This is a genomic window from Nonomuraea sp. B19D2, from assembly GCF_040137845.1.
Classification (GTDB): Bacteria; Actinomycetota; Actinomycetes; order Streptosporangiales; family Streptosporangiaceae; genus Nonomuraea.
In genome coordinates this window covers 1-24,371 of the sequence record NZ_JBEFAK010000033.1, presented here as the reverse complement: position 1 = coordinate 24,371, position 24,371 = coordinate 1, and the positions used below count along the sequence as shown (strand labels likewise).

At 72.3% G+C, this 24,371-nt stretch carries 18 protein-coding genes; 10 read left to right on the top strand and 8 right to left on the bottom strand.

What is annotated here, in order from left to right; all coding sequences use genetic code 11:
* The first annotated feature begins 125 nt into the window (after positions 1–125).
* Entirely contained in the window at positions 126–1,298 is a 1,173-nt protein-coding gene (glgA, locus tag ABN273_RS41330; protein ID WP_349454853.1) for a glycogen synthase, read from the top strand.
* Positions 1,299–1,356: 58 nt separating this feature from the next.
* Here glgA and ABN273_RS41325 read toward each other — a convergent pair whose 3' ends face one another.
* Positions 1,357–2,358, bottom strand: a complete 1,002-nt coding sequence (locus ABN273_RS41325; RefSeq protein ID WP_349454852.1) for a TrmB family transcriptional regulator — start codon at positions 2,356–2,358, stop codon at positions 1,357–1,359.
* Positions 2,359–2,449: 91 nt separating this feature from the next.
* Between ABN273_RS41325 and ABN273_RS41320 the strand changes: the two genes are divergently transcribed.
* Complete coding sequence (locus ABN273_RS41320) at positions 2,450–5,785, top strand: S8 family serine peptidase (RefSeq protein ID WP_349454851.1); 3,336 nt, start codon at positions 2,450–2,452, stop codon at positions 5,783–5,785.
* 48 nt (positions 5,786–5,833) lie between these two features.
* Here ABN273_RS41320 and ABN273_RS41315 read toward each other — a convergent pair whose 3' ends face one another.
* Positions 5,834–6,238: a nitroreductase family deazaflavin-dependent oxidoreductase gene (locus ABN273_RS41315; protein ID WP_349454850.1), complete on the bottom strand. Its 405-nt coding sequence runs from the start codon at positions 6,236–6,238 to the stop codon at positions 5,834–5,836.
* Between the two features lie 181 nt (positions 6,239–6,419).
* On the opposite strand from ABN273_RS41315, the gene ABN273_RS41310 reads away from it, so the two are divergent.
* Entirely contained in the window at positions 6,420–12,482 is a 6,063-nt protein-coding gene (locus tag ABN273_RS41310) for a CHAT domain-containing protein (protein WP_349454849.1), read from the top strand.
* Positions 12,483–12,510: 28 nt separating this feature from the next.
* On the opposite strand, the gene ABN273_RS41305 is transcribed toward ABN273_RS41310, so the two are convergent.
* Positions 12,511–13,185 (bottom strand): GntR family transcriptional regulator, encoded by a 675-nt coding sequence (locus ABN273_RS41305; protein WP_349454848.1) that lies wholly within the window; start codon positions 13,183–13,185, stop codon positions 12,511–12,513.
* A gap of 95 nt (positions 13,186–13,280) precedes the next feature.
* Between ABN273_RS41305 and ABN273_RS41300 the strand changes: the two genes are divergently transcribed.
* Complete coding sequence (locus ABN273_RS41300) at positions 13,281–14,615, top strand: MFS transporter (protein ID WP_349454847.1); 1,335 nt, start codon at positions 13,281–13,283, stop codon at positions 14,613–14,615.
* A gap of 106 nt (positions 14,616–14,721) precedes the next feature.
* Here ABN273_RS41300 and ABN273_RS41295 read toward each other — a convergent pair whose 3' ends face one another.
* Entirely contained in the window at positions 14,722–16,032 is a 1,311-nt protein-coding gene (locus ABN273_RS41295; RefSeq protein ID WP_349454846.1) for an MFS transporter, read from the bottom strand.
* Positions 16,033–16,386: 354 nt separating this feature from the next.
* Here ABN273_RS41295 and ABN273_RS41290 point away from each other — a divergent pair, with 354 nt between their 5' ends.
* Positions 16,387–17,094, top strand: coding sequence for a sirohydrochlorin chelatase (locus ABN273_RS41290; RefSeq protein WP_349454844.1), 708 nt, complete (start codon positions 16,387–16,389; stop codon positions 17,092–17,094).
* Between the two features lie 43 nt (positions 17,095–17,137).
* Positions 17,138–17,686 carry a GNAT family N-acetyltransferase gene (locus ABN273_RS41285; protein ID WP_349454843.1) on the top strand — a complete coding sequence of 183 codons (549 nt, stop codon included), beginning with the start codon at positions 17,138–17,140 and terminating at the stop codon, positions 17,684–17,686.
* Here ABN273_RS41285 and ABN273_RS41280 read toward each other — a convergent pair.
* Positions 17,683–18,195 carry an adenylyl-sulfate kinase gene (locus ABN273_RS41280; protein ID WP_349454842.1) on the bottom strand — a complete coding sequence of 171 codons (513 nt, stop codon included), beginning with the start codon at positions 18,193–18,195 and terminating at the stop codon, positions 17,683–17,685. The genes ABN273_RS41285 and ABN273_RS41280 overlap by 4 nt on opposite strands.
* A gap of 128 nt (positions 18,196–18,323) precedes the next feature.
* Here ABN273_RS41280 and ABN273_RS41275 point away from each other — a divergent pair, with 128 nt between their 5' ends.
* Positions 18,324–18,779 (top strand): hypothetical protein, encoded by a 456-nt coding sequence (locus ABN273_RS41275; RefSeq protein ID WP_349454841.1) that lies wholly within the window; start codon positions 18,324–18,326, stop codon positions 18,777–18,779.
* A 17-nt stretch (positions 18,780–18,796) separates the two neighbouring features.
* Here the strand turns inward: ABN273_RS41275 and ABN273_RS41270 are convergent, their stop codons facing one another.
* Positions 18,797–18,946 (bottom strand): hypothetical protein, encoded by a 150-nt coding sequence (locus tag ABN273_RS41270; RefSeq protein ID WP_349454840.1) that lies wholly within the window; start codon positions 18,944–18,946, stop codon positions 18,797–18,799.
* Positions 18,947–19,211: 265 nt separating this feature from the next.
* Between ABN273_RS41270 and ABN273_RS41265 the strand changes: the two genes are divergently transcribed.
* The 3 genes from ABN273_RS41265 to ABN273_RS41255 all read left to right on the top strand — a co-directional run bounded on the left by ABN273_RS41265 (position 19,212) and on the right by ABN273_RS41255 (position 22,035).
* Positions 19,212–20,195: a WD40 repeat domain-containing protein gene (locus tag ABN273_RS41265; protein WP_349454839.1), complete on the top strand. Its 984-nt coding sequence runs from the start codon at positions 19,212–19,214 to the stop codon at positions 20,193–20,195.
* Positions 20,196–20,200: 5 nt separating this feature from the next.
* Complete coding sequence (locus tag ABN273_RS41260) at positions 20,201–21,160, top strand: hypothetical protein (RefSeq protein WP_349454838.1); 960 nt, start codon at positions 20,201–20,203, stop codon at positions 21,158–21,160.
* Positions 21,161–21,405: 245 nt separating this feature from the next.
* The gene (locus ABN273_RS41255) at positions 21,406–22,035 is read left to right on the top strand and encodes an alpha-ketoglutarate-dependent dioxygenase AlkB (RefSeq protein ID WP_349454837.1); all 630 of its coding nucleotides are present in this window, start codon (positions 21,406–21,408) and stop codon (positions 22,033–22,035) included.
* Positions 22,036–22,037: 2 nt separating this feature from the next.
* On the opposite strand, the gene ABN273_RS41250 is transcribed toward ABN273_RS41255, so the two are convergent.
* On the bottom strand, positions 22,038–23,096 hold the full coding sequence (locus ABN273_RS41250; protein WP_349454835.1) for a WD40/YVTN/BNR-like repeat-containing protein: 1,059 nt from the start codon (positions 23,094–23,096) through the stop codon (positions 22,038–22,040).
* 52 nt (positions 23,097–23,148) lie between these two features.
* Positions 23,149–24,027: a D-alanyl-D-alanine carboxypeptidase family protein gene (locus ABN273_RS41245; RefSeq protein ID WP_349454833.1), complete on the bottom strand. Its 879-nt coding sequence runs from the start codon at positions 24,025–24,027 to the stop codon at positions 23,149–23,151.
* Between the last annotated feature and the right edge of the window lie 344 nt (positions 24,028–24,371).

Genomic DNA, 24,371 nt, shown 5'->3' with positions numbered 1-24,371 from the left:
CGACGAAACCCGGCATGGAGAATTTCCTTCGTGTCCAGATTTGGTGTGCAATGCCCGATCTGGAGCTCCTGATCTCCGGCTTGTCGATGTGGCCCGCTGGACGCGGGCCACCATAGGGTCGTGTCATGCGTGTTGATCTGCTCAGCCGGGAGTACCCGCCCGAGGTCTACGGCGGGGCCGGGGTGCACATGGAATACCTGGCCAGGGAGCTGCGGAAGCTGGCCGACGTACGCGTGCGCTGCTTCGGAGCCGAGCGCGCCGAGCCCGGCGTCTCGGCCTACCGGGCGCCCGACGGGCTGGCCGGCGCCAACGCCGCGCTGCAGGTGCTCGGCGTGGACCTGGAGATGGCCGCCGCCTGCGAGGGCGCGGACGTCGTGCACTCGCACACCTGGTACGCCAACTTCGCCGGGCACGTGGCCAAGATGCTGCACGGCATTCCCCATGTGATCACCACGCACAGCCTGGAGCCGCTGCGGCCGTGGAAGGCCGAGCAGCTCGGCGGCGGCTACACGATCTCGTCATGGGCCGAGCGGACCGCGCTGGCCGGCGCGGACGCGGTCATCGCGGTGTCGGAGGGCATGCGCCGCGACGTCCTGTCCGCCTACCCGGAGATCCCGCCGGAGAAGGTCAGCGTCATCCACAACGGCATCGACACGGCCGAATACGCCCCCGACTTCGGCAGTGACGTGCTGGAGAAGCACGGGGTCGACCCGCGCAGGCCGTACGTCATCTTCGTGGGCCGCATCACCCGGCAGAAGGGCCTGGTCCACCTCCTGCGCGCGGCGCGCTCCTTCGACCCCGAAGCCCAGCTCGTGCTGTGCGCGGGCGCCCCGGACACCCCGGAGATCGCGGCGGAGGTCACGGAGCTGGTGCGCGGCCTCGAGCGGGACGGGGTGTTCTGGATCCAGGAGATGCTGCCCAAGCCCGAGGTGATCCAGCTGCTGACGCACGCGACGGTGTTCGTGTGCCCGTCGGTGTACGAGCCCATGGGGATCGTGAACCTGGAGGCGATGGCCTGCGAGACGGCCGTGGTGGCGACGGCCACCGGCGGCATCCCCGAGGTCGTGGCCGACGGGGAGACGGGCCTGCTCGTCCCCATCTCCCAGGGCCCCGACGGCACGCCGCACGACCCCGAGCGGTTCGCCGCCGACCTGGCCCAGCGCGTCAACACGCTGCTGCGCGAGCCGGCCCGGGCGACGGCGCTCGGAGTCGCGGGGCGGGCGCGGGCCGTCGAGCACTTCTCCTGGGAACGCATCGCCCACCGCACGATGGACCTGTACGCGACACTGCGCCCCTGACCGGCCGGCCCACTGCCCTCCTCCAGGGAGCCCAGCCGAAGCGCGGGCGAGGTGGCCGTCACACCAGGCCGCGGCGGCTGGCCTGGGCGCCGGCCTGGAAGCGGGTCTCGGCGTTCAGCTCGTCCAGCAGATGGCGCAGGCGGCGGCGGAGGCTGCGCGGGCTGGTGCCGAGCTGGCGGGCGATGGCGTCGTCCTTGAGCCCGGCCGCCAGCAGCGCCAGCAGCCGGCGGTCCTCCGCCGCCAGCTCGGACATGGCCTCCCCGGCGGGCGACGGCGCGCCGGGCTGCTGCCACAGCTCGGGACGGACCGGCAGCGCCTCCCGCCACAGGCGCTCGAACAGCTCCACCAGCGCCACCACCATGGTGGACCCCGTGATCAGCACTCCGCGCGTGAGCGGCGGGTCCATGCTCATCGGCATGACCGCCCGCCACCGATCGACGATCGCCACCTTGAACGGCAGCTCCGGCAGGACCCGCGCCTCCTCGCCCGCCGTGATCAGCTTGCCCACCTCGTCGAACGCCCCCGCGTGGTCGAAGGCCTCCGGCGTGTAGATGGTCCGGTAGCGCACGCCGGCGCGGAGCAGGCCGGTTTGCAGCGGGTTGTGATAGTCCAGCACGTACGGAGGCCGGTCGAAGGTCAGCACCTCCTCCTTGGCCTCCTGCTGCAGCCGGACGTACCACCGGGCCTGCTCCTCCGGCCCCGCCAGCACCTCGAACTGGCCGCCCTCCTCCGGGTCCTGGCCGACGGTGCGGAAGGCCGCCTCCAGCTCGTCGGCCGTGTCGGTGAGCCGGTCCAGCTCGCTCTGGAGGCCGCGTACCAGCGAGCGGATCGCGGTGCCTGGGTTCGTCGCCGTCCACCGGGGCGAGCGCCCCCACAGGCGGCTGACCAGGCCCTTGGCGCGAAGCCTGGTCAGCGACGACTGGATGCGCCCCGCGCTCTCCCCGCTCCGCCTGACGAGCTCCTGAACGGTGATGCCGGGACAGGCCAGCACCCCTCGGTAGATCCGTTCGTCGAAGGCGCTGATCCCCACGACCTCCAGCGCACGGCCGTCCTCAAGCATGCCCTCGATCTTGGCCACTTTCGGCAGTTGCCGCAATAGGCCACAGAAACCACCTTGTCACCAAATTTAACTGACAACTAGAAACCGGGATGTGCTTCAGCGAAAGACCGCCATTCTGGGCGTGGTGCTGACGGCCGCCTTAGCGGCCGCCACGCCGGCCCAGGCGGCCCCCACCCCTGCCCCATCCGTCAAGGCGACTCCGCGCACGGCCCAGGCCGAGCCACCCCAGACGATCACCCTCATCACCGGGGACAAGGTCACCCTCCGCCGGCTCCCCAGCAAGCAGACCCAGCTCGACGTCAAGCCAGGCCCCGGCAGGGAGAAGGTCACCTTCGTGCACCGCCGGGCCAAGGACGGGCTCAGCATCGTCCCCGTGGACGCGATGCCGCTTCTGGCCGCGGGCAGGCTGGACCCCCGGCTGTTCAACGTGACCCGGCTCGCCGCCCTCGGCTACGACGACGCGGCCAGCCCGTCGCTCCCGCTGATCCTGACGTACCCGGACCAGACCGGCGCCGCCACGCTGCGCGCCGAGGGCGGGCGCCCGCTGCCCGCGATCAACGGGGTCGCCCGGAGCGAGCCCCGCACCGGCGCGGGCACGCTCTGGAAGAGCCTGACCGGGCAGGCCAGGACGGCGGCCGCCGCGCCCGCGAAGATCTGGCTGGACGGCAAGGCCAAGCTCTCGCTCGACGTCAGCGTCCCGCACATCGGCGCGCCCCAGGCCTGGGCGGCCGGCCACACCGGCAAGGACGTGCCCGTCGCGGTGCTCGACAGCGGCTACGACCCGGACCATCCCGACCTCCGGGGCCTGGTCAGCAAGGCCCAGAACTTCACCGAAGAGCCCGACGTACGCGACCTCAACGGCCACGGCACCCACGTCGCCGCCACCATCGCCGGAACCGGCGCCGCCGCGGGCGGCAAGTACAAGGGCGTCGCACCCGGCGCCAAGCTGCTGATCGGCAAGGTCTGCCTGCAGAGCGGCTACTGCCCCAACTCGGCCATCATCGAGGCCATGACCTGGGCGGCCGAGAACGGCGCCCGCGTGGCCAACCTCAGCCTCGGAGAGCCCGACTCGCCCGGCGAGGACCCGGTCGAGCAGGCCGTCAACAGCCTGTCGGAGAAGTACGGCACGCTGTTCGTCATCGCGTCCGGCAACGACGGACCCCAGGCCCTCGGCTCCCCTGGCACCGCGGACCGCGCGCTGTCGGTCGGCGCCTCCTACCGTGACAACGACACGGTCGCGCAGTTCAGCAGCACGGGCCCGCGCGAGGGCGACGGCGCGGTCAAGCCCGACCTGATCGCGCCCGGCGTGGACATCGTCGCGGCCAGGGCCGCGGGCACCTCCCTGGGCTTCCCGATCGACGACTCGTACACCGTGCTGAGCGGCACGTCCATGGCCACGCCGCACGTGGCCGGGGCCGCCGCGATCGTCGCGGGGCAGCACCCCGACTGGAAGGCCGGCCAGATCAAGGCCGCACTGATGGCCTCCACCGCGCCCGCGCAGGAACTCGGCGCCTACATCCAGGGCTCCGGCCGCGTGGACGTCGCCCGTGCCGTCACCCAGCAGATCACGGCCGAGCCTGCCACGCTGAACATGGGAGAGATCGAGCTGCCCGGCTCCGGGCCCAGGGAGAGGACGCTCACCTACCGCAACGACGGCGACACCGCCGTCCGGCTGGACCTCAGCGTGATCGCCAAGGACGGCGAGGGCGCGACGGTGACGCCGTTCAAGCTGGACGCCACGGCCGTGGAGGTGCCCGCGCACGGCACCGCCCAGGTCAAGGTGACCGCCGAGCCCGGCCCCATCGGCATGTTCAGCGGCACGGTGATCGCCAGGAACGCCGACGTCTCCGTACGCACCGGCATCGGCATGCGCGTCGAGCCGGAGAAGCGCGCGGTCAAGCTGACCTTCACCGGCACCGACGGCCGGCCGGCCCCGGCCGCCTTCGCCGGAGTGATCGACCTCGACGCCAAGGACCAGCGCAACTACGACATCTCAACCGGCACGCTGGACCTCAGGCTGCAGCGGGGACACCGCTACACCGTCGTCACCCTCATGCTGGACAGCGACGGCGCCATCGTGATGGCCGCCGACCCCGAGTTCACGCTCGACGCCGACCGCACCGTCGCCGCCGACGCCCGCAGGTCCAAGCCCGTGGACGTGCGTACGGAGGAGCCGACCGCGCGCCTGGCCATCGGCATGCTCGGCATGCTCCAGCTGGTCGAGGGCGAGCAGCCGTTCGGCGTGGACGTGGACCTGGCCGGCATGTGGGGCTCGGACCGCGTCGAAGGCATCAAGGCCATCCCGACGAACCGAACGGTCAGCAAGAAGTTCGCCTACTACCGGTGGACGCAGTGGGCCAAGCCGAAGGGCGACGGGGGATACGACGACAGCCCGTACTTCTACCACCTGATGAAGGCCGAGCCACGCATCCCCGCCGACCCCGGCTACCGCCCGCGCCGCCGCGACCTCGCCCAGGTCACCTCGACGTACGCGACGCAGAACGACGTCAAGTCCGGCGAGCACCACGCCCTGCCCGTGCTGTACGGGACGGAGCTGGCGTGGATGCCGTACGGGCACCTGTCCCGCTTCCCGCTCCCGTTCCGCAGGACCGAGTACTACACGCCCGGCGACACCGGCTGGTACCCGTCGTTCATCCAGTACCGCACGCCGCCGGACGGCTGGAACGACACCGACCAGTTCTTCTTCGGCGACACCAAGGTCTACCGCGCCGGCGAGAAGACCACCGACCGGTGGAACACCGGCGTCTTCGCGGCCGCGCTCGACCCCGGCGGCGACTACAACTGGCGCGAGGAGAACCTGCTGCAGTTCTCGGCCGGGCTGTTCGAGGACAGCATGCCCGACCGCGTCTCCTACGGCGAGTACACCGCCCCGCAGGCCAAGCTCTACCGCGACGGAAAGGAGATCCTCGCGGCCGACTACCTGATCGGCACGGTCGACGTGCCCGCCGAGACCAAGGAGAGCGACTACCGGCTCACCATGACCGCCGACCGCGACGCGAAGCAGACCAAGCTGTCCACCCGGGTCAGCGCCGAATGGCGGTTCAGGTCGAAGTCGGCCGAGCCGGGCAAGCGGCAGGTGCTGCCGCTGCTGGCCGTCAAGATCAGCCCCGAGCTGGACGACCGCAACCGGGCCGCCACGGGCCACATGCGCATCCCGCTGAGCATCCAGCGCCAGGCCGGCTCACCCGCCCTCGGCCTGCGCACGCTGACGCTGGAGATCTCCTACGACGACGGCCGCACCTGGCTGCCCACGCTGGTGCACCCGTCGGGCAAGAGCGGCTGGTCCGCCGAGACCTGGCACCCGGCGAGCACGCGCGGCAAGTTCGCCTCGCTGCGCGTCACGGCCGCCGACCGCGGCGGCAACGGCTTCACCGAGACCGTCATCAGGGCCTTCGAGATCAAGTGAGTCACGGGAGCCCCGCCGCGCGCCGGCGGGGCTCCCGTCATTGCGGCGTCATCTGACGCGCTCCAGGACCACGACCGGGATCTCCCTGTCAGTCTTCTTCTGGTACTCGTCGTAGTCGGGCCAGGTGCGGGTCATCAGCCGCCAGAGCTCCGGCTTCTCCTCCGGCGCGGCCGTGCGGGCGCGGGCCCTGAACTTGTCGCCCTTCACCTGCGCCTCCACCTCGGGGTTGGCCAGGATGTTCTTGTACCACTGCGGATGATCCGGGTCCCCGCCCTTGGAGGCCACGACCACGTGGTCGTCGCCGTGCTTCTGATAGATGAGCGGCGTCGTGTAGGGCCTGCCCGACTTGCGGCCCTTGGTGGTGAGCAGGAGGACAGTCGTGTTGTTCCACTCGTGTCCTTCGGCGCCGTCGGTCTCCTGATAACGCCGTACATGTTCCTTGCCGTAGAGCATGATCCCCGACTACCCATCGCGGGCGTGACCTCACCGTTACGCGCCGAGGTCTGTACGAGAAGTTAACAACCCCCGGGTCGATTCCTACCCGCCCGCACCGGCGCACGATACGGTACGGGGCGATGTGGTGGTCGAAGGCACGGTTCTGTACGGGTACGCAAGCCGGTGAGAACCTGTGCCCATGACCGAACCGGCCGGAGCGCTGGCCGCCCGCATCGAGCGGTTCGAGCAGGCCGCGGATCCCGGCTTGATCTGGGATCCCGAGGCGCTGGTCGAGGCCGAGCAGGCGATGCGCGCGTGCGCCGGCGACCGGTCCGACGCGGTCACCTGGCGGCTCGTCGGGATGCTGCACCTGGCCCGCTACCGGCTTGACCAGCGCATCACGCAGGACGCCGCGGTCGCGGGCGCCTTCTTCGCCGCCGTGGCGGTGGCCGACCCCGGGCGCCTTCCCGAGAGGCTGCGCGGCTCGCAGGTCCCCTCCGGCGACTCGGCCGACACGTGGGCGGGGCTGGTGGAAGAGGTGTTCCAGCACGTGGACCCGGCCACGTACCCGCACGTGGGGTTGCTGGTCCACGCCCTGGTGGGGCGTGCCATGGCGGACCCCGCGCCTGAGGTGGCCGACCGGCTCGGGGAGCTGCTGTTACAGGAGTCGGTCCGCTCGCCCGATCCCGCCTGGGCGCCCGGCGCGCTCGCGCTGCTCGGCGGCGGGCTGGTGCGGCTGTTCGGGGTGACAGGGGAGCGGGAGCACATCGACGACGCGGTGCACGTGCTGTTCAGGGCGGCGCTGGCCGAGCCGGCCCACGCGGGGGAGCTGGCCACGGCGCTCGGCATGGCGGCGTTCGGCGACGAGGAGCTGGTCAGGGCGTACCTGGCGGCCGCCGGGACGGCGCCGCGCAGCCAGGAGCGGTCGCGGGCGCTGCTGGCGCTGGTGGAGCTGGCCCACGCGCGGTCGGCGGGGTCGTACGCCGACCGCGATCTGCTGGCCTTCATCAGGGTGGGGCAGTGCGCGCTGGACTTCTGGCACGACCAGTGGGCGCATCCCGGCGTGCTGGCTCCGTACGCGGCGGGGCTGGTCGAGTGGTTCGTCGTCACGGGGGACGAGCGCTCGTTCGAGGCCGGAGCCGAGATGCTGGAGGCCCTCCATGTGACGCCCGGCGAGACGGCGCCGGGGCTCGGGACCGACCCGGTCGTCCGGCTCGGCCTGCTGGGCGAGCGCCGGTGGAAGCGGTACGGCGTCACCGGCGAACCAGCCGACCTGGAGAGCGCCATCGAGGTCATGCGCGAGGCGACGCCGCTCGCGCCGAGCGGGCACCCGGACCGCGCCAGGCTGCTCGCCAACCTGGCGAACGCGCTGCTCGAGCGGGCCGTCGTGACCAGGGGAGAGCCCGCCGAGCCGATCGCGGCCGCCCGCGCCGCGCTCGCGGCCCACGGCGACCGGGATCCGGCCAGGGCCAGGGTGCTGCTGATGCTCGGCCGGGCGCTCAACCTGGAGCTCAGCGTCGGCAACGCCGACGAGGCCGTCGCGGTGCTGCGGGAGGCGCTGGCGGCCGGTGAAGAGCCGGCGTTCCGCGCGGAGGCGTACGAGCTGGTCTCGGAAGTGCTGGGGTGGCGGGCCGCGCGGACGGGGCGGATGGAGGACCTGCACGAAGCGGTGGACGCCGCTCGCCAGGGCCTTGAGCTGGCCGTGAAGAGCTCCCGCGACCAGGCGCCCGCGCAGCGGGTGCTGTGCCGGGCGCTGCTGGCGCGCTTCTCCGCCCTGGGCGACGTGCGTGACCTGGGTGAGGTGCTCGCGCTCGCCAGGGACGGGGACCCCGAGCTGCTGTCCCGGCTCGGCACGGTGCTCGAAGGACCGCTGCCGCCGGACCCGCAGCTCGCCCAGTCCGCCACCTTGCTGGCGCTCGCCCTGCCGGACCTTTCGGACCTTCCGGACCTTCCGGATGGTGAGGTGGCGGTCAAGCTGCTGCGTTACGCCGGGCGGCAGGCCGACTCGCCCGGCGAGTTCCTGCTGGAGGCGGGGCAGCGGCTGAGCGAGCTCGGGCGGCGGCGCACGGCCTGCGTCGTGCTCGGGCGTGCCGCGGAGGCGTTCGGCGCGGGCTCCAGGATGGCGTACGCGCGGTCCGAACAGGGGCTCGTCCACCAGGAACTGGGCGAGCTCGACCTGGCCCTGGAGTCCTTCGAGCGATCGGCGGCCGTCTACCGCTCACTGGGCGAGGCCGGGTCCGAGGCGCTCCAGCTCGGGCACATGGGCCTGGTCCTCCTCCAGGCGGGCGACCCGGCCCGCGCCCTCGAACACCACCAGCGGGCCATCGCCCTGTGCGAGAGCGCCGGGCTCGCCGCGGAGGAGGCGGATCAGCAGGGACACGCGGCCGAGGCCTGCCTGGCCGTCGGCGACCCCGCCGGCTCCGTCGCCTGCGCGGCCAGGGCTCGCGAGCTGTACCTCGAGCTCGGCGAGGCACGGCGGGCGGCCATGGTGCTCGTCCCCGCCGCGAGGGCGGCCCTCGACCAGGACGATCTCACGTCCGCGGGGGAGCTCATCACCGCGTGCGCCATCGAGCTGGAAGCCGCCGGGGCGTGGGAGGAGGCCTGCAGGACGCTCGACGCGCAGGCCGTCCTGCTGGCCGGGCGCGGCCACCCCGGCCAGGCCGCGGCCTGCGAGGCCCGGCTCGTGGAGATCGTGCGGCGCAGGGGGGAGCGGCGCGAGCCCGCCGACGAGTGGTACCGCATCGCGCGCCGCCGCCGCGACCGGGGCGACGCCGACGGCGCGAGGATGGCGTTTCAGCTGGCCGAACGCGAGTACGAAGTCCTCGGCCACTACGACGGGGCCGCCTCGGTGCGCTACAACATGGCCGTGCTCGCGTACGCGGAGGGGGAGACGGAGCGGGCGCTGGAGGAGTTCGGGGCGGCGGGGCAGGCGTTCGCCAGGCTGCGTGCATCCGCCAAGGAGGCTTCCGCGCTGACCATGCGCGCCTCCTGCCTGACCATCCTCGACCGCTTCGACGACGCGCTGGCCGATCTCGACCGCGCGCTGGAGCTGGCCGCCGCCGAGGGCGACCCGGAGACCCTGCTCACCGCCACGCTGGGACGGGCCGCGCTGGACGTGCGGCTCGGCTCGTGGCAGGAGGCCGGGGAACGGCTGAACTCGGCGCTGGGGCTGGCCGCCGGGGATCCCCTCAAGGAGGCCGTCGTACACGACCGGCGGGCGGCGCTGGCCGCCCTCAGCGGTGAGCTCGGGGCGCAGGTGGAGGCGCTGGAGCTGGCGGTGGCCAGCTTCCGCGTGAGCGGCCGGCCGGGGCTGGCGGCGCTCACCTCGATCAAGCTCGGCTTCGCCCTGGAGGAACGAGGCGAGTTCCGCCGCGCCCGAGCGGCCCTCGAAGACGGCCTCGCCGGCCTCGACCCGGCCGAGCGCGGCGGCTCGATGGAGGCGGGTGGCTTGGCAGGGCGCGGCGACTCGATGGAGCGGGGCGGCTTGGCCCGGAGCGGTGGCGCTGCCGGGAGCGGCGGTCCCGCTGAGCACAGCGGCTCGGGGGAGTCGGGCGGCTCCTTCGAGCTCGTCGCGGCCATGGGCGGGGGGCTGGACGCGGAGCTGCTGTCGCGGCTGGCAAGCATCCAGCTCACCCTCGGGGACGTCACCCGCGGCCACGCGTCCCTGGCCGAGGCGATCAGGGTGGGCGGCGACCAGACGGAGCGGCTGGAGACCTGGCTCCGCATCGAGGAGGCAGAGGCCGCCGGCGACCTGGAGACCGCCCGTGCCCTCGCCGAGCAGGCCCTGAACACCCGCCCCATCGTCTCCGAGCTGGGCGCGGACGGCCGCCCCACCGCCTCCGGACACCACTCGTTCCTGCTGGCCAAGCTCTCCGCCTTCTGCCGCGCGCTGGGGGATCCGGCGGCCGCCCACGCGTACGCCGCCCGCGGCTACGCGCTACGTGACCACCTCGCCATCGGCCACCTGCGCAACCTCGGCGCGGCGGCCGCCGGGCTGGGCCGCCTGGACGAGGCAGCCGAGCACCTCACCCAGGCGGTCGCCCTGGCCCGCGACTCGGACACCGCGCTCCCCGCCGATCTCGTGCAGGCCCTCGACCTGCTCGGCCGCATCCGCACCGACCAGGCCCGCTGGGAGGAGGCCGCCCGCGCCTTCGACGACGGCCTGGAGCTGCTGACCTCGCCGATCTGGCGCCCGTTGCGGTCATCCTTGCTGGCCGGGCGGGCCGCCGTACACCTGAAGCTGGGTGAGCTCGCGGAGGCCGAGGCCCGGTACCGGGAGGCCATCTCGATCGGGGAGGAACTGGGCGGCCGGGGGAACCTCGCGGACGCCTACGCCGACCTCAGCCTGGTCTGCACGCTGCGGGGCGCGGCGGAGCAGGCGAGTGCCTTCGCCGGCAGGGCCCTGGACCTCGAACGCGCCGGCGGCCGGACCCGCGGCGTGGTCCTGGCCCTCATCATGCGTGCTCGCCTCGAGGAGTCCGCCCAGGCCGGGGTCTGGCTGGCGGAAGCCGCGGCGCTGGCTCAGAAGATCACCTTCTGGCCCGGGACAGCCCTCGCCCTGAGCCGCCTCGGCGCGCTCGACGTGGCCGCCGCGTCGTACGCCCGCGCCCACTGGCGGCTGACCGAGGCCGTCGAGCTGCTCGAGGAGCTCGGCCACGACGTGGAGCTGGGCATCGCCCTGCACAACCGGTCGCTCGCGGCGGAGGAACTGGGGGACCTGCCGGGCGCGCTCGCCGACGCGGAACGCGCCCGCGAGCTGGGCCACGTCTCCGACCGGGTCATCGGGCTCGCCGTCCGGCTGGGGCACGGGATGACGGCTTGGCGGCACGTGGAGCAGGCCCAGTCCGGCACGCTGGCCGCCCAGCTCGGCCTCGGGCATGCGCCCGGCCCGGCGGATCAGGACGAGCACCGGCTGGACGCTTCGCAGCCGCGCGACGAGCTCGGGACCGGGGCGGCGCCGCGCGCCGACGAGCACCGGCCCGTGACCGCCGATCCCGGCGATCAGCGCTGGTCCGAGCTCAGCGGCGTGCCCGGCGATCAGCGCTGGCCCGCACCCAGCGGCGTGCCCGGCGAACTGCTGGCGGCCGAGCGACGCGGGCTCGGCACCGTGCGGACGCTCATGTCGGCCGCCCGCAACACCCGTGACCCGGCGGAGGCCGCGGCGCTCATCCAGCGAGCCCGTGCCGCGCGGGCCGACGTCGAGGCGCTGTGGCGGCGCATGGAGCACCTCGCCCCCGACTACGTCGCGCTGCGCCGGGGCGCCCCGCCCGCCCGGCGCCAGCTCGACGCCCTCGTCGCCCCCGGCCAGGCCGGGGGAGCGGTCGCCCTGGCCGGTTTTCACGTCGGCGAGGAGAGCGTGACGGTGCTCGCCCACCGCACCGGCTGGCCCGAGCCGCGCGCCTTCCCCACCACCGTCGGCCGCGGCCTGCTGGCCGACTTCACCGCCACCATCGACGGGCGGCGGCCGGGGCTGCTGGACATCGAGGCGCGCCGCCACCGTGCCGCCCTCTGGCGCCGCCTCGCCGACCTCCTCCTCGCGGACGCGCTCGACGCGCTCGGCGACGGCCTGGACCACCTCTACCTGGTCCCGCACGCCGAGCTCCACCGAGTCCCGCTCCACGCCCTGGCCCCGAACGGCCGCCCGCTCCTCGAACGCTTCCCCGTGACGTACGGCCCCTCCGTCGCCGCCCTGGCCGGCCTCGCACAGCGGGCGCCCTCGGCCGCGACCCGGTCACTGGTGATCGGCTACACCGCGGAGCCCGAGAGTCGGGCCGCGCTCGAAGCGGCGGCGCAGGACGTCGCCGCGCTGCTCGGCACCCAGCCCCGCACCGGCCCGGCCGCCACGGCGAGCGCACTTCCCGGCACCTGGGACGTGGCGCACCTGTCGTGCCACGCCGTGTCCGACGCCCGCGACCCGTTCGGCTCCGGCATCAGGCTCGCCGACGGCCTCCTGACCGCCAGGCAGCTCATGAGCATGACCGTGGACGCCAGGCTCGTCGTCCTCACCGCCCTCGAACGCGGGGCCGCGAGCGGAGCCGGCCTGGCCCACGCGCTCCTGCACGCGGGCGCCAGGTCGGTGCTCCTCCCGCTGTGGCCGGTCTCCACCGAGATCACCAGGGCCCTAATGCGCGACTTCCACACCAGGCTGCGCGCCGGCACGGCGCCGGCACAGGCGCTGCGCGAGGCCGTGCTGGAACTACGCGACCTCTACGGCCCCGCCGAGCCCGACCTGTGGGCTCCCTACGTCCTGGTGGGCCGCTGAGCGAGCACCTCGGCCGGCCGTCCCGGCGTTACGGCGCGTACGCGTCGATGAGCAGCCGTTCGGCGTGGTCGAGGTAGTCGTCCAGGTACGCGGCGGCCTTCTCCGGCTGTCCCGACTCGATGAGGCCGAGCAGGGTGCGGTTGCGGTCGACGAACGGCTCGTGGAACGCCCGCGGATTCTCCATCACGTGGAAGACCAGCCGCAGCTCGGCCAACAGCTGACGCATGGCCTCGTCGATCCTCGGACTGCCGTTCAGCGAGACGAGCGCCTGGTGGAAGCGGATGTTGGCGGTGCCGACGCCCTGCCAGTCGTCCTGCGCGGCGGCCCGCTCGGCGTCGAGCACGGCCTCCTTGATCACGGCCAGCACCTCCGGGGCGGGGCCGATGCGCACCGCGGCCCCTTCGAGCACGCGGCGCACGCGGTAGAGGTCGGAGACGTCCTCGGCGGACGGGAGCCGGACGAACACGCCCCTGTTGAGCTTGTGGTCGAGCAGCCGCTCGTGGCCGAGCAGCCGGAACGCCTCGCGCAGCGTGTTGCGCGACACGCCGAGACCCTCCGAGATCGACTCCTCCGACAGCCGCTGCCCGGGGCGGAAGAAACCCTCGCTGATGCGGTCGCGCAGGATGTCGGCCACCCGCTCCGCGGTGCTGCTGCGACCCAGCCGGGGGCGGTCCTGGGAGAGATCGGCAACCACGTCATCCACATTTGACAGGGAATCATGGAGCAAACCTCTTGTCGAATTGTTCAACGATTCTTATGTTGAAGAGAACCCCCTAGACGAAATCGAGGAGCGATCGAATGACAGGCTCCGCGCAACAGACCCGGCGGGTGATCCTCGCCAGCCTGATCGGCACGTCGCTGGAGTGGTACGACTTCTTCCTCTACACCACGGCCGCGACCCTGGTCTTCCCCAAGCTGTTCTTCCCGTCGCTCGACCCGTTCAACGCGACGCTGGCGTCGCTGACCACCAACGCCGTGGCGTTCGTCGCCCGGCCGCTCGGCGGCATCGTGTTCGGCCACTTCGGCGACCGGGCGGGCCGCAAGACCGTGCTGGTGGTGACGCTGCTGGTGATGGGCGTCTCCACGTTCCTCATCGGCGTGCTGCCCGGCTACGCGAGCGTCGGCGTGGTGGCGCCGATCCTGCTGGCGCTGCTCAGGTTCGTGCAGGGCCTGGGGCTCGGCGGAGAGTGGGGCGGCGCGGTGATCATGTCGCTCGAGCACGGCGACGGGCGGCGGCGCGGCTTCAACGCCAGCTGGCCGCAGGTCGGCGTGCCCGCGGGGTACGTGCTGGCCACCGGGCTGCTCACGGTGCTGTCGTTCACGCTCTCCGACGCGGCGTTCCTGTCGTGGGGCTGGCGGGTGCCGTTCCTGCTGTCGGGCCTGCTGGTGTTCGTCGGCCTGTGGGTGCGGCTGAAGGTCACCGAGTCGCCGCTGTTCGCCGAGGTCGAGAAGCGGGGCGCCAAGGCGGAGATGCCGCTGCTCGAGGTGCTGCGTACGCACCCGCGGGCCCTGCTGTCGGCCTTCACCGCGCGGATCGGGGTGGACGTGGCCTTCTACACCTTCACCGCGTACATCATCGTCTACCTCACCACCGTGCTGAAGCTGCCGCGCTCGTACGCGCTGAACGCGGTGCTGATCGGGTCGGCGCTGCAACTCGTGCTGATCCCGCTGTCCGGCGCGCTGTCCGACCGGTTCGGGCGGCGGCCGGTCTACTTCGCGGGCGTGGTGGGCGCGGCGGTGTGGGTGTTCGCGTTCTTCCCGCTGCTCGACAGCAGATCGTTCCCGCTGATCGCGCTGGCCGCCGTGGTGGCGCTGGTCACCCACGCCGCGATGTACGGGCCGCAGGCGGCGTTCATCGCCGAGCTGTTCAGCACGCGCCTGCGTTACAGCGGCGCCTCCATGGGCTACCAGGTGGCCGGCATCGTGGGCGGGGCGCTGGCTCCGATCATCGCGCTCAAGCTGTTCGAGGCGTACGCGTCCACGGTCGCGGTGTCGATCTACGTGGTCGCCGCCCTGGCGGTCACGGCCCTCGGCCTGGCCATCGCCCCTGAGACCCGCGACCTCGACCTCGACCTCGCCGAGGCGCCCCAGGCCAAGGCCTCCCTGCCCGGCCAGGTGGGACCGTTCGCCTGAAACGCACCTTCCCCTGAAACGCCGCGAAAGCCGCGGGCGGCGGCTGCCGACGCCGCCCGCGCGGAAGGGCCCGGAATCGAGAAGCTCAAGTCGCTGCCGCAGGGCATCACGGTGTACGCCCCGGGAAACCCGCAGTCGGTCGTGGTGCCGTCGCGTTGGACCACCTGCCCCTGAAGGCGGCCATCGAGACCAGGAACACGACCTGGCCGGCGAGCGCCACGGTCAGCCACGTCTGCCAGCCGCCGGCCCCCACCACGACCGGGGAGACCACCAGCATGGTCATGATCATGACGCGGACGACCATGCCCCAGATGCCCAACGCGGAGCCCTGCAGGCGGGAGTCGACGTCCTCGGCGTCCTCGGAGAAGCCGGCCATCCAGGGCACGTACGCGATGCCCATGAACAGGTAGAGCAGCGCGAACACGACCGTGACCTGCGCCGCCGGCACGCCCGGGCCGACGATGGCGATGAAGTACGCCAGCGCCGCGACCGTCAGGACCGTGCCGGCGGCGGTGAACGGCTTGCGCAGCTGGATCCGGTCGGAGATCCGGCCGACGACCACCACGGCCAGGGCGTTGAGCACGATGCCCAGCGCGACGACGCGGTTGGCCGCGGCCGCGTCCATGCCGAACGAGCTGGTCAGGATGGTCTGGCCGAAGATGGCGAACGTCCAGTAGAGCACCTGCCAGCCGGTGTTGCCGAAGACGTGCGCCCACAGGTGAGGGTGCCTGAACAGTTCCCGCAACCGGCCGTGCCCGGCGTGCCCCTCGGCCTGTACGGCCTGCTCGGCCTGGAGCACCTGCGCCCGCAGCGCCGCCGACGGCTCGGCGATGTGCCAGACGATGATCGCGCACATCGCCAGCGACACGGCGCCCATGATGATCGCTTGCGACTGCCACGCGTTGCCGAACAGCGGCAACGTGACCCCCGCGATGAACGAGGCCAGGAACGACGCCCCGACCGGCCCCCATGTCCAGAAGGCGAACGCCTGCGCCCGTCCCATCCGCGGTGAGAAGTCCCGCACCAGCGAGGCGGTGATCGTGATGCCCGCGCCCTCGATGAACAGCATCAGGCAGCGGATCCAGAACAGCCCCGCCACGGTGTCCACGGTGGCGAGCAGGAAGTTGCAGGCGGCGGTGATGGTCAGGGTGGGCACCAGGATCGTGACCCGGCCCCACCGGTCGGACAGGATGCCGCCGAAGCCGGCCGAGATCCCGCCGATCAGCACCGACAGCGCCGCGATCCGCCCGTACTCGGTGAGCGACATGTCGAGGTCGTCCATGAGCAGGGGCAGGATGGTGGCGAGGGTGGTCTCGAAGTTGGCCACCAGGCTCGCCAGCACCGCTATCGCCAGCAGGAAGATCCGGCGGCCGCCGACCGGGTAGACACTGAGCTCGCGGACATAGAACGGCTTCATTCCCATCCTCCGGCGGACGGTCCTGGGACTGTGTCGGTGGGGCGCGCCCCGCAGGGGACCGCGACCCCGGTGCGGGGGTGCGCGCCCTCTCCACTCCCCAAAGGGACCGCAACCCCGCTCGGCGGGAGGTCGTTCTAGAACGCGTTTCTAGTTGCTTCAGGTTTTCCGTTTTGTACGGATAAGTCAACGTTTTGAGGGATCACGATGTGATCTCGTGCACACTGCCTGCGTTGTGACGGAATCGCCATCTATTCACGGAACAACATCCACCGAATGGGCATAAACTGCGCGCCTGTGAGCCTGCCTGTACGTGAACGTTCCCCCCGGCCGGGCGGCGGTCGCCACCGTCGTCCCGTGCCCACGTCCCTGCCGCCGGACGCCCCCGTGCTCGTGCTCGCCACCCCAGGCGACACGGCCGGCGTGGCTGAGGAGATCGCGGCCGTCGTACGCGTCGACAACCCGCAGATCGAGGTGCGGCTGACCAGCGTGACCGACCTGGCGGACTCCCTGCCCACCGGCCGCGACGCCGTCATCGTGCCCCTGCTCACCTGGGACGACCCCGTGGTCATGGCCGAGATCGGCAAGGCCGTGGCGGCCACCGGCTCCGGCGCCGCCGTCACCGAGGCGCTCGGCCCGCACCCGCTGCTGGCCGAGGCCCTGCACATCAAGCTCGCCGAGCGCGGCCTGGCCAGGGCCGACCGCGTACGCCTGCTGAACGTCTCCAGCCCCGTGGACGCCGTCATCCTCGCCACGGTGGGCGGGGACCGCGCGATGCTCGCCGTGCAGGCCACGGCGGTGCTGCTGGCCTCCCGGCTCACGCTGCCCGTCGTCGCGGCCTCCCTCGACAGCGAGCCGGGCGTCGGCGTCGCGGCCCAGCGGCTGCGCGCGGCGGGCGCCGAGCGGCTGGCCATCGCGCCCTGCATGATCGGCCACGAGGCCCCCGCGGGCATCGTCGAACAGGCCGCCGCGGCGATCAACGCCGGGTACGCCGAGCCGCTCGGCTCCCACGGCGCCGTCGCCGAACTTGTCGCGCGAGCTTACGGTAGTCAACTTGCCACTTGACCAGGGCTTGTGAAGATCGCGGGACTCGCTGTACGGTCGGCGAATGCGGCGGGTGGTGTACGACGGAGAGCGGCTCGGCCTGCGTGAAGTCACGGAGGCCGACGTGCCGGCCCTGCATGCCGTCTACGGCGATTCCGCGGCCACGCAGCACATGCCGTTCGGGCCGCGCAGCATGGCCGAGGTGGCGCGGCTCGTCGACCAGGCCATGGCGGCGGCCACGGCGGAGCCGCGCCTGCTCTACGTGCTGGCCGTGGTCGACGCGGCCCACCGCGACGTGATCGGGGTCGCCCGCCTGCGCATCGAGGCCGAACATCCCCACAGCGCGGAGATCGGCTTCGGCCTCCATCCCCACCAGTGGGGCCGCGGGATCGGCACCGACCTCGTGCGATTACTGCTGTCGTTCGGGTTCAAGAAGCTCGGGCTGCACCGCGTCTGGGGCGCCAGAGCGCCGGCCAACCTCCCTGCCCAGCTGTCCATGCTGACCGCCGGGATGGTGGAGGAGGGCCGGATCCGGCACCACATGCACACGCCGCACGGGTGGCGCGACTCGATCGTGCACTCGGCCCTGGAAGACGAGTGGACCCAACGTTAGACCCGCCACCTCTTGATCGCCTCTTCCGCGACCTGCTTCAGGGCTTTCGTCCCGTCCACCGTGAAGTCCTCGACCTTGGCCGCGTCGAGGATGTCCGCCAATTCCCCGGCTCTGTTGAGGTGCCAGTCAAGTCCCTGAGGGTCGTGCACGTGCCGGCCCCGCAGCCGCCGGTGGGTCTCCGCGAGCGGGACATGGATCCGGCACACGGCTAGGGGGACGCCGAGCACCTCCTCGTGACGTGCGCGCTCGTCGCGGTGCTCGATGACCCCGGCCAGCACCAGCCGCTCCGCTCCGGCTTGGCGGAAGTTCGCCGCCACGGCGCGGAGATTGCGCATGGTCAGCTCGCTGTTGAAGGGGTCGCCCGGCGGCGCTGGCCAGGCGCGGCGGAGCCAGTCGAGGTCGATGACCGCGTTGGGGACGCCCTCGTCGGCCAGCACGTCGCCGACGGCGTCGGCCACGGACGTCTTCCCCACGCCCACGGTGCCGGTGATCAGGAGTGCGGCTGCCATTCCCGCGATCTTACCGGCCCGGGATCCCCGCAGTCGTGGCGCGTCCGAAGCGGGGCGCGGGAGTGGCGTGGGCCGTGATTGTCGGTCGGGCGTCCTACCATGAGGCACCTCACGGAGGGATGAGTCCAATGCTCGACGCGCTGATCGTGCCCCTGTTCGTCACCACGGACCTGCCGCCCGAGGCGGAGTTGGCCGAGTTCGGGGAGTTGCTCGCCGGGACCGCGCGCGTGCTCGGCCGCGAGGGCGCCGGCTACGACGCGTTCCTCGCGGGCAAGGTGTTCTGGCTGGACCGCCCCGTGCTGCCGGAGCAGCGCCCGGCGGCCGAGATGGAGCTGCGCTTCGCGGGGATGCTGGGCTACCTCGCCGCCTCCGGCCCCGGTCACACCTCGCGCGACGTGGTCTGCGACGTGCGCCAGGCGATCGGCGAGGCCGTGGCGGGCCGCTACGGCGACGTGGGGGTCGCCCCGGCCGTGTTCGCGATCCGCGACCAGGACGTACGCGAGCGCACCCCGGAGTCGGCCCTCTACATCGACACCCGCGACGCCACACCGGAGCTGGTGACCGCGGCCAAGTCGCACCTGTAGCCAGGCGGGCTCCTCCCTCAGCGGCGGCGGAACACAACAGGGTTGTCGCGATCGCTCCGCTCATGGGCGTCGGTGAGCCACAGCTCCGATGTTCCGGGGACGCGGGCCAGGGAGAGCTTGTGCACCGTGCCCGCCGATCTCAGGAACTCCCTGGTCCAGCTCTGCACGGTCCTGGCCCACCGCGAGCCGTCCCAACGCTGGAGGACGGGCCGGCCTGAGTTCTTGGTGCCGGGTTCATACGACCACCCTCGGCACGGAGGACGCGGTCAGCCCTCCAAGACAAGCGGCCACCACGCCGAGGCGCTGGATGATCCTCACGGTCGCACATTATGAACCTCCCACCTCGCGCCCTCCGGTCGAACGTGGCCGATCTGTGACCAACCGCGTACATCAGGTGGGGGTCTAAACGGGGTGAGCGAAAGGATCCCGACCATGAGGCACCCCTCAGCGATCGCGGCGCTGCTGGCGTCGGCGGTCATCGGCGGGCTGGGGCTCACACCCGGCACCGCCCAGGCCGAGGCAGGCACACCGGCGGCCCGCGCCGCCTGGATCAAGTCCTGCCATGACAAGAAGGACGACATCGACCATCCCTGCGGGCAGTGGAAGCTGATCATGCGGGACGGCAGGCAGGTCGTGGTGCGTGACGCGGCCGGCACCGAGATCGACGCCAAGGACGAGACGGCCGCGTTCGCGATCAGCGCCGACGGCCGCGTGCTCGCCTACCAGCGTGCCCGCGACCACCGTCTGGTCGTCCAGCCGGTCGCCGGTGGCCCGGCCAAGCTGCTGCCGAAGTCGGCGGTGCCCACGGGCGCCGGCGAAATCAGCGTCATGCTGTCCCCCGAGGGCGACAAGGTGATGATCGACTACGGGGACGAGCCGCTGCGCCGGCCCGTCAAGGTGATCACCGTCGCGACCGGCCAGACCACGACGCTGCCGCTCGGAGACTCCATGCTCGGATTCAGCGGCGACGGCGACGAGGTGCTGACCAGCCGCGCCCTGAGCGACAACACCACGCGGCTGACCGCGTACCGGCTCGGCGGCGGCTCGATCAAGCGGACGCCGCCCCAGGTCGTCAACGGCGCAGAGGCCCTCGCCCTGGCCCCCGACGGCCGGACGCTGGCCGCGTTCATCGCGGGCAACCCCGACAAGAAGAAGCCGCCCAGGGTACGGACCTACAACCTGGCGAGCGGCGAGCTGTCCGCGGGCGCCGACCTGCCACTCGAGCCCGACGCGGTGACGGTGGCCGCGTGGTGGAGCCCCGACGGCCGGCTCCACGCGACCGTGATGCGCGGCGACGACGGGAAGACGGCGGTGGTACGGGTGCTCACCGTCGATCCACAGTCCGGCGACGCCACGCAGACCGACAGGTACACGATCAGCAAGACCAGGTACGAGCACGTCGAGGCGGGGGAGTGAACGACATGAGAGCAAGGATCCTCGCGGTCCTCGTGGCCGCCGCCCTGGCCGCGGCCCCCGGCGTCGCGTACGCCGAGCCGCACGCGCATCAGGGGCACGACAGCATCAGGTACGCCTCCATCAAGAAGTGCACGGCCAAGACCCAGACGGACCGGCCGTGCGGCGGCTGGCGGCTCGTCATGCACAGCGGCAAGAAGAGCGTGCTGCCTGACGCCCAGGGGGTCGCGCTCGACGCGAAGGGCAAGACGCTCCCCTACTCCCCGGCGCCCATCGCGGTCAGCGGGAACGGCCAGCGGGTCGCGTACTTCTCCAAGACCGGCAGGCTGGCCGTGCGGACGTTCGGCGGCGGCGTCAAGCTGTTCGCCAAGAACGCGCTGCCCCGCGTGGCCCAGAACGAGATGACCCTGCTCCTGTCCGACGACGGCGGCCGGCTGGCGGCGCTCATCGGGGGCGAGAAGCCCGCGAGCACGCGCGTGTTCGACACGGCCACCGGCGCCCGGCTCGGCACCGTGCCGGCCGACCGGTCGGTGCTGGGCTTCAGCTTCGACGGGGACGAACTCCTCACCAGCGTCGACGGCGACGAGCCCGTCACCGACCTGGCGGTCTACACCGACACGGGCGATGAGGTCGTACGCGTCGCGCCGCCGCAGGTCGTCGTGTCGAACGCGCCGCAGGCGCTGTCCGCCGACGGCCGCACGGTCGCGAACGTCGTGCAGGGTGCCAAGCCTGAGCTCGTCCTGTACGACCTGCAGACCGACCAGGTCACCGCCCGCAAGAAGATCAAGCTCCCGGACGCGGACATCCACATGATCGACTGGACCGGGGACACCCAGGTGACCCTCCACATGCTGTCCGGCGACAAGATAACGATCGTCCAGATCGACACCGAGACGGGCGGGGTCACGGTCAGGGACAAGTACACGCTGCTGAAGGACACGTTCGTCTTCGCCGCGTGCGGCGGCTGACGTCTCCTTTGTAAACACAGAGTGTCGAAGACGCTCACTCGACGAAGGCTGCACAGCCGTCGATCGAGTCGGTGCCGCAGGTCCTGCGCGACCACGGCGAGACCGAAGGCCGGGACCTCGGCGATGCGGGTGGCGCGAGGCGACTCGGTGAGCACTCGGCCTGCGCGGACAACGTACCGCACGGGCCGGGCCAACCAGGTTCGGCGATCGAATGCATGTTTGAACTGTGGCGTAGACTCGGCACCATGACAGCCCCGTTCCAGGCATCTCTGCTCGGCCTCGACGAGGAGCTCGGGGTCGGGCCGCTCGGTGCCACGGTCCGCAGGACGTACCTCGACCACGGCGCCTGGATCGACCTGCGGCCGGGCTGGCTCTCAGGCGCGGACACGCTGTTCGAGCGGCTGGCCGAGACGGTGCCGTGGCGGGCGGAGCGGCGGCACATGTACGACCGGGTGGTGGACGTGCCGCGGCTGCTGAAGTTCTACGACGAGGGCGAGACGCTGCCCGACCCGGTGCTCGAGGACTGCAGGCGAGCGCTCAACGAGCATTACGAGGAGGAGCTGGGCGAGCCGTTCCGCACGGCCGGGCTCTGCTTCTACCGCGACGGCCGCGACAGCGTGGCCTGGCACGGCGACACGATCGGGCGGGGCAGCACCGAGGACACCATGGTGGCGATCGTCTCGGTCGGCGATCCCCGCCCGCTGCTGCTCCGGCCGCGGGGCGGGGGGCCGTCCATCCGGCGTGATCTGGGGCACGGGGATCTGATCGTGATGGGCGGGAGTTGCCAGCGTACGTGGGAGCACGCGATCCCGAAGACGGCCCGCCCCACGGGGCCGCGCATCAGCATCCAGTTCCGGCCCCGCGGCGTCCGCTGAGGCTACTTCAGCGTGAGGCGTGCGACGCGGCCGGCTTCGCCCGAGGCCCAGCAGGACAGGTCGCGGGTGCACGACACCGTGTCGAACGAGCCGCTGTCGAAGGTCTCCCAGCTGCGCCCGCCCGACCACGTGACGTCGCTGCCCGAAGGCCCCACCGCGACGGCCGCGAACGGCAGGTGCGGGAGCCAGGCGACTCCCGACCGGTACGCGGGAGGCGGCGTGGTGGCCGGTTGCCAGGTGGCGCCGCCGTCTCCGGTCACCGCGCCCGCGCTGGGGGAGGCCTGCTCGGGCCGGTAGTCGCCGCCGACCGCGATGCCGTGGTGGCGGTCGCGGAAGGCCAGGCCGAAGACGCCGCGCGCCGGGTCGCCCGCGGGGATCGGCGTGTCGGTCACCGTCCAGGTACGCCCGCGGTCGCCCGAGTGGTACACTCGCGACCGCTCCGCCCCGCCGCTGGCCAGCCAGGCGTCCCGCCCGCCCGCCGTGACCAGGCACTGCCCGCTCGCCGCGAAGCCCGCCTCACCCGGCAGCGCTTCCGGCATCCCGTCGGCGGGCAGCACCTGCCAGCTCCGCCCGCCGTCGTCCGTCGCCAGGAGGCGGAACCTGCCGTCCACAGGGTCGCTCATGGCGAGCCCGTGCCGCCGGTCGAAGAAGGCCAGGCAGTCGTAGAACGCCTTCGGCTCGTCGTTCCTGAACGTCTCGGCCCACGTACGCCCCCCGTCCTCGGTCCGGTAGACGCGCGAGTCCGTACCCTCGCCGATGGACAGCGCGACGGCCCGGCGCGCGTCGAACGCCTCGATGTCGCGGAACTGGAGCGCGGCGGTGTCGGGCGGTGAGACGTTCTGCCAGCTGCGCCCGCCGTCCACGGTCCGCAGCACGGTGCCGCCCGAGCCCGAGGCCCACGCCACGTCCCGGCTGACGGGCGACAGGCCGCGCAGGCGCGCGGTCACCCCGGTCTCCTTGAGCTCCCAGCCGAGCCTGGGCGTCCCGGCGTGGGCGGGGAGGGCGGTGGCGAGTACGACGGCCGCCGCTGACAGCGCACCCAACGCGAATCGAAGCTTCATGTCGGGCAAACTAGCCCAAAGGATCAACACCGTCCATGGGGCGGAGGATGAGCTACGCGGCCTCGCGGGCCGCGCCCCACGACAGCAGGGTGTCCGCCGTGTAGAAGCGGCGGCTGGAGTCGGACTCGCCGAGCAGCACGCCGACCAGTGTCCGGCCGTCCCGCTCACCCGCGAACGCCAGCGTGAACCCCGCCGCCCGCGTGAACCCCGTCTTCAGCCCGATCACCCCCGGCTCCCGGAGCAGCCGGTTGGTGTTGCGCCAGCTGTACGAGCCGTGCTGGTCGGTGGCGTCCAGCGAGTGGTACCGGGTGCCGGCCACCTCCTTGATCAGCGGCACCTGCAGCGCCTTGGCCGCCAGGAGGGTCTGGTCGCGGGCCGTGGAGTAGCCGTCGCCGTCCGGCGTGGGCAGGCCGTCGGCGTTGACGTACTCGGTGTCCTTCATGCCGAGCTCGCGGGCGGTCGCGTTCATCTTGGCGACGAAGCCCCCGACGCCGGGCCCGTACGTGCGGGCCAGCGCGTGGGCGGCGTCCGCGCCCGAGGGGAGCATCAGGCCGTACAAGAGCTCGCCGACCGTGAGGCGGTCGGCGGGCTGCAGGTCGGCGGTGGTGCCGCCGCCGTCCTCCGCGTACTGGACGTCCTCCTGCTTGATCCGCACCACGTCCGTGGGCTTGGCGGTCTTCAGCACGACGTACGCGGTCATCGTCTTGGTGACGCTGGCGATCGGCAGGCGGTCGTCGGCGTTCTTGCTGAACAGCTCCTTGCCGGAGGAGGCGTCCATCAAGTAGGCGGCGTTGGCGTACACCGCGGGGGTGTCCTGCCGGACGGTGGCCACGGCAGGGGCGGAGACCTGGGCATACGCGGGCGCGGCGAGCCCCGTGGCGAGGGCGAGGGCGCCTGCCACCGCGGTCAGGCGGGCTTTCCGAATACGCATGGCTCCCAGGCTGCCGCCCCTTTTGACGTGCTTTTGCCGAAATGGCGGTTATTTTGCAACAAGCTGCCTAGAAACGCCGATATAGCCGGGGAAATCGGTAGGTAAATCTTTTGCCAGATACGTCAGTGAGCGCTCCAGAAGTTGCTTGGCGGCGTTCCTCCAGCGCGGCGTTGTACAACGCCCGATGATCGTCCAGCATCGCCGTCAGAGCGATCTCCTGGTGCCGGGTCGGCCGGTAAGGTCGGCCCGAGACGCGGTGCTGGCCTTTCGACCAGTCCGTTTTCCCGGACCGCCTTCCGAACCCGCCGTGCCCGTCTCCGGGCAACGGGCTCTCCACGAGTCCC